We start from the raw sequence: 12,175 nt of genomic DNA, 5'->3' as shown, positions 1-12,175 counted from the left end.
CGTCGTACGACGACGCCCGCGCACCGAGCCGCGCCACGGAGCGCTGGGTGCCGAGGTCAGTGCCCGGGGGTCACGTCCGCAGTGCGCAGGTCCACCGGCTTGTCCTTGGTGACCAGCTTGTGGCCGAGCCACAGGGCCAGGAACACCGGCAGGCCCAGGTAGGAGGACAGCAGGCTCAGGGGGTTGACGTCCCCGGAGGTGAAGATGCTGTACCCCTGTCCCACGATCACGATGGCGCACATGACCAGTGCCACGATGGGCCCGATCGGGAAGAAGCGCGCCCGGTACGTGAGGTCCTTGGGATCTCCGCCCTGCAGGACGTAGGCCTTGCGGAACCGGTAGTGGCTCCACGCGATGCCCATCCACACGATGAACCCGGCCAGACCGGAGGCGTTGATCAGCCACACGTACGCCTCTCCCTCGCCGATCAGAGTGGTGAGGAAGCAGAACATGCCGATGAGCGTGGTGGCCAGCAGCGCGTACATGGGCACGCCGCGGCGGTTGACCGTGGCGAGGAAGCGCGGGGCCTTGCCGCTCTTCGCCAGGGCGTAGAGCATGCGCGTGGACGCATAGAGGCCGGAGTTGCCGGCCGAGAGGATCGCGGTGAGGATGACCGCGTTCATCACGGAGGCCGCGGCCAGAACACCCGCGTGCTCGAACACCAGCGTGAACGGGGAGATGGAGACGTCCTCCACGTCGCTCGCCAGCAGGCTGGGATCGGTGTAGGGGATCAGGAAGCCGATCACGGTGATCGCGCCGATGTAGAAGAGCAGGATGCGCAGGAACACCGTGCGGATGGCCTTGGGGACCGTCTCGCCGGGGTTCTCCGCCTCGCCGGCGGCCACGCCCACGAGCTCGGTGCCCTGGAAGGAGAAGCCGGCCACCATGAAGATGGACATGATGCCCGTGAACCCGTTCACGAAGGGCGCCTCGCCCGCGGTCCAGTTGTGGAACCCGGGGGAGGGGCCGCCCAGGATCCCCAGGATCATGAGGACGCCCAGGATCAGGAAGATCACCACGGTGATCACCTTCACCAGGGAGAACCAGAACTCGCCCTCGCCGTACGCGCGTGCGCTCAGGGCGTTGAGTGCGAACAGGATGACCAGGAAGACGGCGGACCAGATCCACGCGGGAACGTCCGGGAACCAGTAGCGCATCACCAGCGCGGCGGCCACGAGCTCTGCGGCCACCGTGATGGCCCAGTTGTACCAGTAGTTCCAGCCGATGGCGAAGCCGAACGAGCGGCTGATGTAGCGGGTGGAGTACTCCTCGAAAGAGCCTGCCACCGGCAGGTGCGTGGCCATCTCGCCCAGGGACTGCATGAGCAGGAACACCATCAGGCCGATGGCCGCGTACGCCACCAGCGCGCCGCCGGGGCCCGCGGTGTTGATGGAGTTGCCCGAGGCCACGAACAGGCCGGTGCCGATGGCACCGCCCATGGCGATCATGGTCAGGTGGCGGGACTTCAGGGTGCGCTGCAGCGAGCCGTCAGCGGGATCTCCCTGGCCGGGCTGCTGCGGATCGGGCTGGCGGTTGACAGTGGCGTGGGGTGGCGTGGTGGCCGCCCCGGCGTGTCCGCCGCCGGATGAAGATGAAGACACTGGGTCCTCCCAGGGATTGTGGATCCGGGGTCGCGCAGCGGTTCTGCGGCTGTCCGCCATTATGCGCGGCCCGTCCGGCTCGCGGGGCATTCCCACGCCCGGACCCGCCTAAGTGGTGACAACTCCTCAGAAAAACAGGATGGCCACGATACCCAGCAGTCCCAGGAGCACGCAGGCCGCGGCGGTCAGGAGGACAGAGGCGGCGTCGGGGGTGATCTCGTCAGTGGCAATACCGGTGACGGAGCGGCGATAGCGCATGCGCTGAGTGGCATAGATACCGGCCGCGAGGCTCAGGGCCACGATGAGCAGGCTGAGGACGAAGGCGCCGTGCGTCGCGAGCCACCGCAGGTGCAGAGCGGTCGCACCGCACAGTGACAGCAGCGTGCGGCCCCAGGACAGCACGGTGCGTTCGGGCTGCAGCCCCGGGTCGTCGTGCCCGCACACGTTCGCGGCCGGTGGGGAGGTCATCGCGCCAGGACCACGGCCACCAGGACGCCGGAGGCAATGGCCCCGCCGATTGCCACGAACGGGGCGATCAGCGGGAGCGGCAGGGGGGTCTTGTGCCGCATCGACCGCTCCACCTTGATCCACCGCACGGCGGCTCCGGCGCTGAGCAGCATGCCGAGCAGCAGCAGCACGATGGACAGCACCTTCCGCAGTGCCAGGTCGAAGATGTCGCCCGTGAACGCCTCCACGGCGATGCCCCCGGCCAGGAAGGCCAGGGAGGTGCGGATCCAGGCCAGGAAGGTCCGCTCGTTGGCCAGCGTGAACCGGGGGTCCGGCTCTGTCCCGCCGCGCAGCAGGCGGCGGCTCACGGGGTCACGACGGCGCGCGTCCGGGTCTTCGGGATGGCTCACGGTCCTCCTCGGGGTGCTCCTCCCCCGATGGTATGCCGTACGGCGGATCCGGAGCGGACGACCGGTGCCCAGTCCCGGCTCCTTGTTCCTGGGAGCAACCCGGGAGAGGATGGTCGCACTCGCAAATACCTACGTCCTGGAGGACGCACCATGAGTTCGAGCAACCAGCCGACCCGGGAACCCCGGAACCACGAGGACGTCCCTCGCGGCCCGCAGCGACACCACGGTTCCGTGGATCCGCAGGAAGCTCGGGGCGTGCCCGTGGACACCAACCAGTACCACCCCTACGCCCAGCCGGCGGGGCGCTGGGAGTACGTTCCCGGCTGCCCCCAGGACGCGCAGCGCTACGCGGAGGCCACCAGGAGCACGGACATGTCCCTGGTGCTCGGCATCCTGTCCGTCACCGTCCTCCCTCTCCTCGCGCCGTTCGCGCTGTGGCAGGCGAACAAGGCTGAGAAGCTGGGCGGCCGAGCCACCGCGGGCAAGGTGCTGGGCTGGGTGGGGCTGGTCATGCTGGTGCTCGTGATCCTCTGGCTCGTGTTCATCCTGGTGATGTGGGGAGTGTTCATCACCCAGATGCCGAGCGTGGCGGACTCCTCGGTCTGACGTTCCAGGGCGGAGCGCTGGGCAGGTTCGCGGCACCGCCGCACACACCCTGTCACTCGGCACCCACCCGTGAGGTGCCCCGCCTCCCGCCCGGGCGGTTTCGTGGGACACCGCAGGCCGGCTCCACGAGTCCGTGACGACGACGGCCGGTCCCCTCGAGCGCGAGGGAACCGGCCGTCGTCGTACCCGGGGAGGGTCACCAGATGGTGACGCGCTCCTCCTCGGGCAGCCACATGCCGTCGCCCTCCGTGACGTCGAACGCCTCGTAGAACGCGTCCACGTTGCGCGGGGTCTGCCCGGCGCGGAACTCGGCGGGGGAGTGGGGGTCCGTGGCGATGCGCGTGCGCAGGGCCTCGTCCCGGGACTTCTCCTGCCAGACGTAGCCCCACGAGATGAACAGCCGCTGCGCGGGGGTGTAGCCGTCGATGCTCTCCGTGTCCGGCGTCGGCCTCTTCTCCTGGGCGCGCTTCCATGCCTTGTAGGCGATGGACAGGCCCCCCAGGTCTCCGATGTTCTCGCCCAGGGTGAGCTCGCCGTTGACGTGCGGCGCGGCGTCGTCGTCACCGAACTGGGCGGGGGTGAGAGCCGCGTACTGGCCCACGAGGCGGGCGGTGCGCTCCTCGAAGGCCGCGCGGTCCTCGTCGGTCCACCAGTTGCGCAGCCGGCCCTCGCCGTCGCACGTGGAGCCCTTGTCGTCGAAGCCGTGCCCGATCTCGTGGCCGATCACCGAGCCGATGCCGCCGTAGTTCACGGCGTCGTCTGCGGTCTCGTCGAAGAACGGGGGCTGCAGGATGGCGGCGGGGAACACGATCTCGTTGCGCAGCGGGTGGTAGTAGGCGTTGACCGTCTGCGGGGTCATGAGCCACTCGTGCTTCTCCACGGGCTGCCCGGCCTTGCGCGCGAGCTCGTCCACCGCGAACTGGGTGGTGCGCACCACGTTGCCCACGAGGTCGTCCCCGCGGATCTCCAGGGCGGAGTAGTCCTTCCACTTCTCCGGGAAGCCGATCTTGGGGGTGAACCCGGAGAGCTTCTTGAGCGCCTCCGCGCGCGTGCCCTCGGTCATCCACTCGAGGTTCTCGATGGAGTCCCGGTACGCGTCCAGTAGGTTGGCCACCAGCTCGTCCATGCGGGCCTTAGCCGTGGGGGAGAAGTGCTCCGCCACGTAGAGCTTGCCCACGGCCTCGCCCAGCGCGCCGTTCACCAGCCCGACGCCGCGCTTCCACCGCTCGCGCAGCTGCGGGGTCCCGGACAGCACCGTGCCGTAGAACGCGAAGTTCTGGGCCACGAACGCCTCCGAGAGGTACGCGGCGCGGGAGGAGACCACGTGCCAGCGGGCCCAGGACTTCCACGCGTCCAGCTCGTCCGGGGTGAGCAGCTCGTCCAGGCCCGTGAAGAAGCTCGGTTGGGCGTTGACCACCGTGGCCAGGTGCTCCGGCGTGAGACCTATGCCCTCGAGGACCGCGTTCCAGTCGAGGTTCTGCGTCTGGCCCGTGAGCTCCTCGAAGCTCATGGGGTTGTACATCTTGGTGAGGTCCCGGACCGTGACCTTGTCCCAGTGGTGGGAGGCGATGCGCGTCTCCAGGTCCACAACCGCGCGAGCCTGCTGCGCGGCGTCGTCGAACCCGGCGAGCTCGAGCATGGTCTGGACGTGCGTCACGTACTGCTCACGGATCTGCGCGTACTGCTCCTCGCGGTAGTACTCCTCGTCCGGCAGGCCCAGCCCGGACTGGCCCACGAACACGAGGTTGCGCTGCGGGTCACCCGGGTCCGAGTCCAGGTCGATGTCCAGCGCTGCGCCGATGCCGCGCCGCATGGCCGTGCCGAACCAGCGCGAGAGAGCCCGCGGGGAGTCGATCGCGGCCACGGCGTCCAGGTCCTCGCGCAGCGGCTCGGTGCCCAGCGCCTCGATCCGCTCGGTGTCCATGAAGGACCGGTACAGCAGCGCGATTTTCGTCTCGGCGCTCTGCTCCCCCGCCGACGCCGCCTGCTCGCCGTCCGCGCTCGCGCCCGTGATGATCTCCCGCACCGCCTGCTCGGCCTGGTCCCGCAGCTCGACGAAGGCACCGGTGCTGGCCTTGTCGTCGGGGATCTGCGCGGTGCGCAGCCACGTGCCGTTGACGTGGCGGAAGAGGTCGTCCTGGGGACGGACCGAGCGGTCGAAGGCGTCGAGGTCGAACACAGAAGTCGTCATGGTCACACGCTAACCACCAGCGCTGAGCGGCTCCACGGGTGGCGGGTCGAATCTGCGGACGGCTAAACCCGTCCGGCGGGCCCGCCCGCCACCCGCACCCCGCTGTGCGCGAACGGCCGCCGGGGCCCCCACCCGACCAGGATTAAGTGCAGCTTTTGCCACACAGAGCGCGAAATGTGGCAAAAGCTGCACTTAACCTGGGTGCCGGGTGCCGGGTGCTGGGATCGGGTCGGCGCTGCCGGGGGTGGTCCGACCGCGGAGGTCACGAGCCGTGGCCGCGTCAGGCGTCCGCGGGCTCCGCATCCGAGATCTTCTCTCCGCGGCGTTCGGCCATGAGCAGCTCCCACGTGCGGACCAGGCGGGGCAGCGAGATGATCACGAGTCCGCCCAGCATGTTGAACGGGATGACCCACGCGAACCACCCGAGCCAGTCCAGGTAGGAGTAGTCCCAGCCGGCGTGCATGGCTCCGAAGATCACGATCGAGTTCAGGGCACCATGGAGCATGCCGAGGCCCACCACCAGGAAACCGCCGATCAGGGAGATCACGGCGGTCATCATGTCGCTGTTGGTGCCCTGCTGCATTCGCGTCATCAGGGTGATGGTGGAACCGGCCAGCAGGGCGAGGCACACGGTCTCCGTGCCGAACCCGTCCGAGACGTACCCGGTGGCCACCTCCACGAGCGTGGTGGAGAAATCGGGGAACGCGGCAACCACCACCCACATGAACGCCCACCCGCCCACCAGGTTGGTCACCAGGGTCACGACCCACAGCCGCAGCAGCGCCCACCACGAGCCGTGGCCGGCCACCACCGCGTTGATGGGCAGCAGGAAGTCCTCCGTGAACAGCTCCGAGTGGGCCAGGCGCAGGGCCAGCAGACCGATGCCGAACGCCGTTCCGGCCAGCAGCTTGGAGCCGGTGGCGTCCATGACGGCGAGCATGGCCATGATCCCGAGCCCCACGTCGATCCCGCCGAACAGCCCCGTGACGATCAGCGCCCGCCACGTGCGGTGCAACCGGTCCGTGCCCTCCTGGACGGTGTTCTTGAACTCCTCGACCAGCTCGTCCTCGAGGGGCTGGTCCGTGCGCCCCGAGGAACGCCGTGCGGTCTCACTGTCTCGGGTGGCGGCCATGGGGTTCAGCGTAGGGCACGGGGAAGACCCCGGTGCGCGCGCCCGCGCCACCGCACACGGCGTGCATCAGCGGAGCAGATGCAGAATGGGCGCTCAATGTATGCACTAACGGAGCACATGCACCGGGCGTCCAGGGGTGCCCGGGCCTGCTCCGGGGGCGTTTCGGGGGTGGCCCGCACTCAGCCCTTGCCGGTGAACTCGGGCTTCCGCTTCTCCTGGAACGCCTTGAAGCCTTCGCGGTAGTCGGCGGTGGCGCACAGCGCGGTCTGCGCGGCGTTCTCCGCGGCCATGGACTCCCACAGCCCGATCCGCTGGTCCCGGATCTGCGCCACGAGCTCCTTGGATGCCACGAACGCCTGCGTGGCCCCGTCTGCGGCACGGCGCACCCGCGTGAGCGTGAAGTCCATGAGCTCCTCCGCGGGCACCGCGCGGGAGAACAGCCCGGACGCCACGGCCTCCGCGCCGCTCATGAGCTCCGCGGTGTAGATGAGGTCCAGCGTGCGGTGGGCGCCGAGCCGCTCGGTGAACAGCGCGTGCCCGCCGGAGTCCAGCGTGGCCCCGAGATTCGCGAAGGGGGAGCCGATCTTGGCGTTCTCCGCCACGTAGACCACGTCCGTGGCGATCGCCAGGCCCAGCCCCACGCCCAGGCACGCACCCTGCACCGCGGCGAACGTGGGCGCGGGGAACGCGGACATCCGCTGCAGCAGCGGCTGGAGGGTCCCGGTGAGGTAGCCCTCGGTGTCGTCCGTGGCCGGATCCACCCCGGAGATGTCCCGGCCCGCGCAGAAACCCCTGCCCTCACCCGTGAGCAGCAGCGCCCGGACAGCGGCCGCCTCCGCCTCGGTGTAGGCATCTGTCAGCTCGCGCAGCGCGGAGACGTCCAGCGAGTTCATCTTCTCGGGTGCGTTGAGCACCACGTGGGCGATCTCGTCCTCGATGGTCAGGTCGATCACGGTGTTCTCCTCGGGGTTGGGGTCTCGGCGGGGTGCGGTGGGCGCTGGCTGACAGGGCGGCGTCGTTCCGACTCAGCGGGCCCACGCACCGGCACCGCGCCGCCGCATGCGCGCCGCGTCCGCACGGTGCGCGCCCCACGCGAGCCGGCAGGTACGGCGACGACGCCGCCTGGGGCCCAGCGCGGCGTCGTCGTCAGGGGAGTGGGTCAGGCGTCGAAGTCCACGCGCAGCTCGTCCGAGGTGGGGCGGGTCTGGCACGTGAGCACGTAGCCGGCGTCCACCTCGTCCTTCTCGAGCGCGAAGTTCTCGTCCATCTCAAACTCGCCCTTGGTGACCTTGGCGCGGCAGGTGCCGCACACCCCACCCGCGCACGCGAAGGGGACGTCCGGGCGCACGCGCAGAGCGGCGTTGAGCACGGTCTCCGCGGCGGACTTGGGGGATTCCACCTGGGCGGAGGTGCCGTCCAGGTTGAAGACGATTGTGTAGTTCTCGCCCTTGGGGTCCGCCACGACCGGGCGGCCCTGCTGGCCCTGGGGAGCGGTGGGCTTGCCCGTGGTGAACAGCTCGAAGCGGACGCGGGACTCGTCCACGCCTCGCTCCTTGAGGACGTCCCGGCACAGCTGCACGAGCTCGAACGGGCCGCACAGGAACCACTCGTCCGCGGAGTCCACCTGGATCACGCGGTCCAGCAGCTCCTCGAGCTTGTCGTGGTCGATCCGCCCGGACATCAGCGGCGAGATCCGCTGCTCGCGGGACAGCACGTGGTGCACGGCCAGGCGCGCGGGGTACTTGTCCTTGAGGTCACCCAGCTCTTCGGCGAACATCACGTCCATGGAGGAGCGGTTCGCGTAGATCACGTCCATCTGGGCGGTGTCCGAGGCGCGCAGCAGGGCGCGGGCGATCGCCATGATGGGGGTGATCCCGGAACCGGCGGCGAAGGCCACCAGGTGCACGTTGCGCTTCTTGGCCACCTCCTTCTCGGCCAGTTTCTCGGGATCGTTCATGGAGGTGATGTTGACCTTGGAGGTGAACGCGCCCTGCGGGTTCATCACGTCCAGGGTGTCACCGGCGGCCAGCTGCTCGTTGGCCCACGTGGAGAACACGCCGCCCATGTCCTTCTTGATGGCCACGCGGATCTCACCGGGGGTGGGGTCGGCGCAGATGGAGTAGGACCGGCGCACCTCGTGGCCGTTGATCTGCGCGCGGATGGCCACGTACTGACCCGGGAGGTAGTCGTAGTCCGCCACGAGGTCCTCGGGCACGTCGAACGTGACCTCCACGGAGTCGGAGGTCAGCTTGCGCACCTCGGAGACCGTGAGGGTGTTGAACACGGCACGGCGCTTGCCGCCGCCCGCGCTGGCTTCGGTGGCGTCCTCCAGCGTGGAGGTGTCCGCGGTTTCACTCATGATCAGTGCACCTTGAAGTAGTCGAAGGGTTCTTTGCAGTCGTCGCAGACCCACAGGGCCTTGCAGGACGTGGACCCGAAGCGGGTCATCTCGTGGGTGCGCAGGGACTCGCAGCGCGGGCACTTCACGGCCAGGCTCAACCGCACGGGCCCGGAGTTGTGACCGGCGGCAGTGCGCCCGGTGGGCGGTGCGATGCCGTACTCGTTGAGCTTGGCGCGGCCCTCGGCGGACATCCAGTCCGTGGTCCACGCCGGGCGCAGCACCTGCACCACGCGCACGTTCTCGTAGCCGGCGGCGGTCACGGCCGCCTCGAGGTCCGCGGCCATGGTGTCCATGGCGGGGCACCCGGAGTAGGTGGGGGTGATGACCACCACCGTCTCGTCCTCCCCGGCCACGGCGTCCCGCAGCACCCCGAGGTCCTCGAGCGTGAGCACGGGGATCTCGGGGTCGCACACGGTGGCCGCGACGTCCCACAGGGCGGCGTCGGCCGGGTCGTCCGGGCGCCGCGAGGGCCCCAGGGGGACTTCACGGGGCGCCACGCCACCGGTGGGCGGCAGGGAACGGGGCGGAACGCGGGAGAACACGGAACTCACCACGTGGCGCCGGGATGCTGGCGGGCGAGCCACTGCATCTCGGCGAGGATGTACCCGCGGTACTCGGAGTAGGCGCCGTCGCGGGGCTCCGCGGACAGCCGGGCCTGGGCCACGTTGGGGACCTCGAGCTCGGCCTCGGCCAGCAGCGCGGTCACGCGGTCCATGGTCCGCTCGCGCAGCGTGGAGGGGCGCACGGCCACGCCCTCGAGCTCGTCGTGCAGCGGCTCGTCCGCGAACAGCTCGTCCAGGTAGGGCCACATGTAGTAGAGCCCGTCCTGGATGCGCCGCTTGGACTCCTCGGTGCCGAGGCCCAGGCGGAGGATCCACTGGGCCGCGTGGTCCTGGTGGTACTCCACCTCCTTGAGGGCCTTGTCCGCGATCGCGGCCAGGGTCTGGTCCGTGGAGGACTGCAGCGCGGAGTAGAGCTCGTACTGGTAGAAGGAGAACAGCAGCTGACGCGCGATGGTCTGGCCGAAGTCCCCGTTCTCCTGCTCCACGAGGCGCACGGAGCGGAACTCCTCCTCGTTGCGGAAGTACGCGAGCTCGTCCTCGGTCTTGCCCCACGCGGAGCCCGCGTAGGTCAGCAGGAAGCGCGCGTGGCCGATGAGGTCCAGGGCGATGTTGCCCAGCGCGATGTCCTCCTCGAGCTCGGGTGCCCGCGAGATCCACCAGCCCAGACGCTGGGACAGCATCAGGGCGTCGTCGCCGAGCCGCAGCGCGTACTGGGCCACGGCCTCGGGAGCCCTGCCGCCGGTCTCCGCAATGTCCTCGGCGGTGATGGCGACGCCCGCGGACTGCTTGGTGGCGGAGTCGTGGGAGGCGAAGGCGCTCACAGGTGCTTCACCCCTTCGCTCTTGGTGTAGTACGTGGCGTGGCGGTAGCTCTTGCCCTGCGCGGACTCGAAGTAGCCGCCCTTGGAGTCCGGGTCCGAGGCGGTGATGGCGTCTGCGGGGACCACCCACACGCTCGTGCCCTCGTTGCGCCGGGTGTAGAGGTCACGCGCGTTGCGCACGGCCATGGTGGCGTCCGGGGCGTGCAGCGAGCCCGCGTGCACGTGGGACAGCCCGCGCGAGGAGCGCACGAAGACCTCCCACAGGGGCCAGTTGCCGTTCTGGTTCTCGCTCATGCTCACGCTCCGATCAGCTCGGCGGAGCCGCGCCCCGCCATGACGGTGAAGTCCTCGTTCGCCTCGGCCGACGACGCCGCTGCCGCAGCCTCCGCGGTCTCGCGGGCCTGCCGCTGGGCGTAGGCCTCGGCGGCCTCGCGCACCCACGCGCCGTTGGCGTGCGCCTCGCGGCGGCGCTTCATGCGCTGGACGTTGCAGGGCCCGGAGCCCTTGATCACAGACATGAACTCGTTCCAGTCCAGCTGGCCGTAGTCGTAGTGCCCGCGCTCCTCGTTCCACTTCAGGTCCGGGTCCGGCAGGGTCAGGCCCAGGGCCTCGGCCTGCGGGACGATCATGTCCACGAAGCGCTGGCGCAGCTCGTCGTTGGAGAAGCGCTTGATGTTCCACTCCATGGACTGCTGGGAGTTGGGGGAGTCGGCGTCCGGGGGGCCGAACATCTGGAGAGCGGGGCCGTAGAAGCGGTTCACGGCGTCCTGCGCCATCTGCTTCTGGGCCTCGGTGCCGTGGGAGAGCTCGTAGAGGATCTCCCAGCCCTGGCGCTGGTGGAAGGACTCCTCCTTGCAGATGCGCACCATCGCGCGGCCGTACGGCCCATAGGAGGCGCGGCACAGCGGGACCTGGTTGCAGATCGCGGCGCCGTCCACGAGCCAGCCGATCGCACCCATGTCGGCCCACGTGCGGGCCGGGTAGTTGAAGATCGAGGAGTACTTGGCCTTGCCGCTGAGCAGCTGCTCGTTGAGCACGGAGCGCGGGGTGCCCAGGGTCTCCGCGGCGGAGTAGAGGTACAGCCCGTGGCCGGCCTCGTCCTGGACCTTGGCCATCAGCACGGCCTTGCGCTTGAGGCTCGGGGCGCGGGTGATCCAGTTGGCCTCCGGCTGCATGCCGATGATCTCGGAGTGCGCGTGCTGGGAGACCTGGCGGGTCAGGCTCTTCCGGTAGGCCTCGGGCATCCAGTCGCGGGGCTCCACGCGGGAGTCCTCGCTGATGAGGTGGTCGAAGTGCTGCTGCTCGGCGGTGGTGGCCGCCTGGTCCGCAGTGGTGGTCTGCTCAGTCATGGTGTGTCCTCGGTTCACGGGTGAGATGGGAGCGGAGGATGAACTCTGTACGCTGCCGACGATAATAACTGACCGCTCGTTCAGAATATAGACCCCCGGTGTGGCCGTCAACACATTTTCCGCCTCCGGCCAGGGGGTGCGTCAACGGTCGAGGTGCTGCAACGAAGCGGGAACTTGTTGACACACGTCACATTTCGCGATTGTCTACTGACCGATCGTTCTGAAAATCGGAAGGAGCTCCCCCGTGCCACATCATCCGGTGCTCACGGGAGATCGTGCCTCCGAGTGGCTGGGCATCACCGTGCAGCGCGCCGACCCTGGCCACTGTGTGATCTCCATGCTCGTGCGTGACGAGATGCGCAACGGCTTCGGGATCGCCCACGGCGGCATGATCTTTGCCCTGGCCGACACGTGCTTCGCCATGACCTGCAACGACCCCACCCCGGACGGTACCTCCATGACGGTGGCACAGGGCGTGGACATCAACTTCCTCAGTTCCGCTCAACCCGGTCAGACCCTGGTGGCGGAGGGCCGCCAGATCGCCAGCACCGGGCGCAGCGGCCTGTGCGACATCACCGTCACCACCCAGGACGGGGACGTGATCGCCCAGTTCCGCGGCCGCAGCCGCACCGTGCCCCTTCGCCAGAAAGCGTGA

13 protein-coding genes are annotated in these 12,175 nt (G+C 69.3%); 2 read left to right on the top strand and 11 right to left on the bottom strand.

Features of this window, described 5'->3' with window-relative positions:
* Nucleotides 1–56: 56 nt before the first annotated feature.
* The 3 genes from P8S73_RS06325 to P8S73_RS06315 all read right to left on the bottom strand — a co-directional run bounded on the left by P8S73_RS06325 (nucleotide 57) and on the right by P8S73_RS06315 (nucleotide 2,458).
* A complete protein-coding gene (locus tag P8S73_RS06325) occupies nucleotides 57–1,448 on the bottom strand; it encodes an amino acid permease (RefSeq protein WP_259906366.1) in 1,392 nt (463 codons plus the stop codon).
* A 279-nt stretch (nucleotides 1,449–1,727) separates the two neighbouring features.
* Nucleotides 1,728–2,069, bottom strand: a complete 342-nt coding sequence (locus P8S73_RS06320; protein ID WP_249494118.1) for a DUF202 domain-containing protein — start codon at nucleotides 2,067–2,069, stop codon at nucleotides 1,728–1,730.
* On the bottom strand, nucleotides 2,066–2,458 hold the full coding sequence (locus tag P8S73_RS06315) for a YidH family protein (RefSeq protein WP_070637043.1): 393 nt from the start codon (nucleotides 2,456–2,458) through the stop codon (nucleotides 2,066–2,068). Before P8S73_RS06315 ends, P8S73_RS06320 begins: the two co-directional genes overlap by 4 nt.
* 150 nt (nucleotides 2,459–2,608) lie before the next feature.
* On the opposite strand from P8S73_RS06315, the gene P8S73_RS06310 reads away from it, so the two are divergent.
* Nucleotides 2,609–3,064, top strand: coding sequence for a DUF4190 domain-containing protein (locus tag P8S73_RS06310; protein WP_249494117.1), 456 nt, complete (start codon nucleotides 2,609–2,611; stop codon nucleotides 3,062–3,064).
* A 196-nt stretch (nucleotides 3,065–3,260) separates the two neighbouring features.
* Here the strand turns inward: P8S73_RS06310 and P8S73_RS06305 are convergent, their stop codons facing one another.
* The 8 genes from P8S73_RS06305 to paaA form a co-directional block, all read right to left on the bottom strand.
* Nucleotides 3,261–5,255, bottom strand: coding sequence for a M13 family metallopeptidase (locus tag P8S73_RS06305; protein WP_144802053.1), 1,995 nt, complete (start codon nucleotides 5,253–5,255; stop codon nucleotides 3,261–3,263).
* A 280-nt stretch (nucleotides 5,256–5,535) separates the two neighbouring features.
* Nucleotides 5,536–6,387, bottom strand: a complete 852-nt coding sequence (locus tag P8S73_RS06300; RefSeq protein WP_102614014.1) for a formate/nitrite transporter family protein — start codon at nucleotides 6,385–6,387, stop codon at nucleotides 5,536–5,538.
* Between the two features lie 179 nt (nucleotides 6,388–6,566).
* Nucleotides 6,567–7,340 carry an enoyl-CoA hydratase/isomerase family protein gene (locus P8S73_RS06295; RefSeq protein ID WP_144802049.1) on the bottom strand — a complete coding sequence of 258 codons (774 nt, stop codon included), beginning with the start codon at nucleotides 7,338–7,340 and terminating at the stop codon, nucleotides 6,567–6,569.
* A 206-nt stretch (nucleotides 7,341–7,546) separates the two neighbouring features.
* Nucleotides 7,547–8,746 carry a 1,2-phenylacetyl-CoA epoxidase subunit PaaE gene (gene paaE / locus P8S73_RS06290; RefSeq protein ID WP_102614015.1) on the bottom strand — a complete coding sequence of 400 codons (1,200 nt, stop codon included), beginning with the start codon at nucleotides 8,744–8,746 and terminating at the stop codon, nucleotides 7,547–7,549.
* Between the two features lie 2 nt (nucleotides 8,747–8,748).
* Nucleotides 8,749–9,285 carry a 1,2-phenylacetyl-CoA epoxidase subunit PaaD gene (paaD, locus tag P8S73_RS06285; protein WP_082019307.1) on the bottom strand — a complete coding sequence of 179 codons (537 nt, stop codon included), beginning with the start codon at nucleotides 9,283–9,285 and terminating at the stop codon, nucleotides 8,749–8,751.
* A gap of 50 nt (nucleotides 9,286–9,335) precedes the next feature.
* Nucleotides 9,336–10,172, bottom strand: a complete 837-nt coding sequence (gene paaC, locus P8S73_RS06280; RefSeq protein ID WP_012397287.1) for a 1,2-phenylacetyl-CoA epoxidase subunit PaaC — start codon at nucleotides 10,170–10,172, stop codon at nucleotides 9,336–9,338.
* Entirely contained in the window at nucleotides 10,169–10,465 is a 297-nt protein-coding gene (paaB, locus tag P8S73_RS06275; protein ID WP_012397288.1) for a 1,2-phenylacetyl-CoA epoxidase subunit PaaB, read from the bottom strand. Before paaB ends, paaC begins: the two co-directional genes overlap by 4 nt.
* 2 nt (nucleotides 10,466–10,467) lie before the next feature.
* Entirely contained in the window at nucleotides 10,468–11,520 is a 1,053-nt protein-coding gene (gene paaA / locus P8S73_RS06270) for a 1,2-phenylacetyl-CoA epoxidase subunit PaaA (protein ID WP_070637033.1), read from the bottom strand.
* A 244-nt stretch (nucleotides 11,521–11,764) separates the two neighbouring features.
* Between paaA and P8S73_RS06265 the strand changes: the two genes are divergently transcribed.
* The gene (locus tag P8S73_RS06265) at nucleotides 11,765–12,175 is read left to right on the top strand and encodes a PaaI family thioesterase (protein ID WP_144802046.1); all 411 of its coding nucleotides are present in this window, start codon (nucleotides 11,765–11,767) and stop codon (nucleotides 12,173–12,175) included.

The sequence above is a fragment of the Kocuria sp. ChxB genome (genome assembly GCF_044359605.1).
Classification (GTDB): Bacteria; Actinomycetota; Actinomycetes; order Actinomycetales; family Micrococcaceae; genus Kocuria; species Kocuria rhizophila.
The sequence above is the reverse complement of the archived record's forward strand: the minus strand, read 5'-3'. Positions and strand labels throughout refer to the sequence as shown.

Excerpts from the sequence above, each read along its gene's own strand:
- P8S73_RS06325 (WP_259906366.1), bottom strand. The coding sequence starts at position 1,448 with ATGATCGCCATGGGCGGTGCCATCGGCACCGGCCTGTTCGTGGCCTCG.
- P8S73_RS06320 (WP_249494118.1), bottom strand. The coding sequence starts at position 2,069 with ATGACCTCCCCACCGGCCGCGAACGTGTGCGGGCACGACGACCCGGGG.
- P8S73_RS06310 (WP_249494117.1), top strand. The coding sequence starts at position 2,609 with ATGAGTTCGAGCAACCAGCCGACCCGGGAACCCCGGAACCACGAGGAC.
- P8S73_RS06305 (WP_144802053.1), bottom strand. The coding sequence starts at position 5,255 with ATGACGACTTCTGTGTTCGACCTCGACGCCTTCGACCGCTCGGTCCGT.
- P8S73_RS06300 (WP_102614014.1), bottom strand. The coding sequence starts at position 6,387 with ATGGCCGCCACCCGAGACAGTGAGACCGCACGGCGTTCCTCGGGGCGC.
- paaE (WP_102614015.1), bottom strand. The coding sequence starts at position 8,746 with ATGAGTGAAACCGCGGACACCTCCACGCTGGAGGACGCCACCGAAGCC.
- paaB (WP_012397288.1), bottom strand. The coding sequence starts at position 10,465 with ATGAGCGAGAACCAGAACGGCAACTGGCCCCTGTGGGAGGTCTTCGTG.
- paaA (WP_070637033.1), bottom strand. The coding sequence starts at position 11,520 with ATGACTGAGCAGACCACCACTGCGGACCAGGCGGCCACCACCGCCGAG.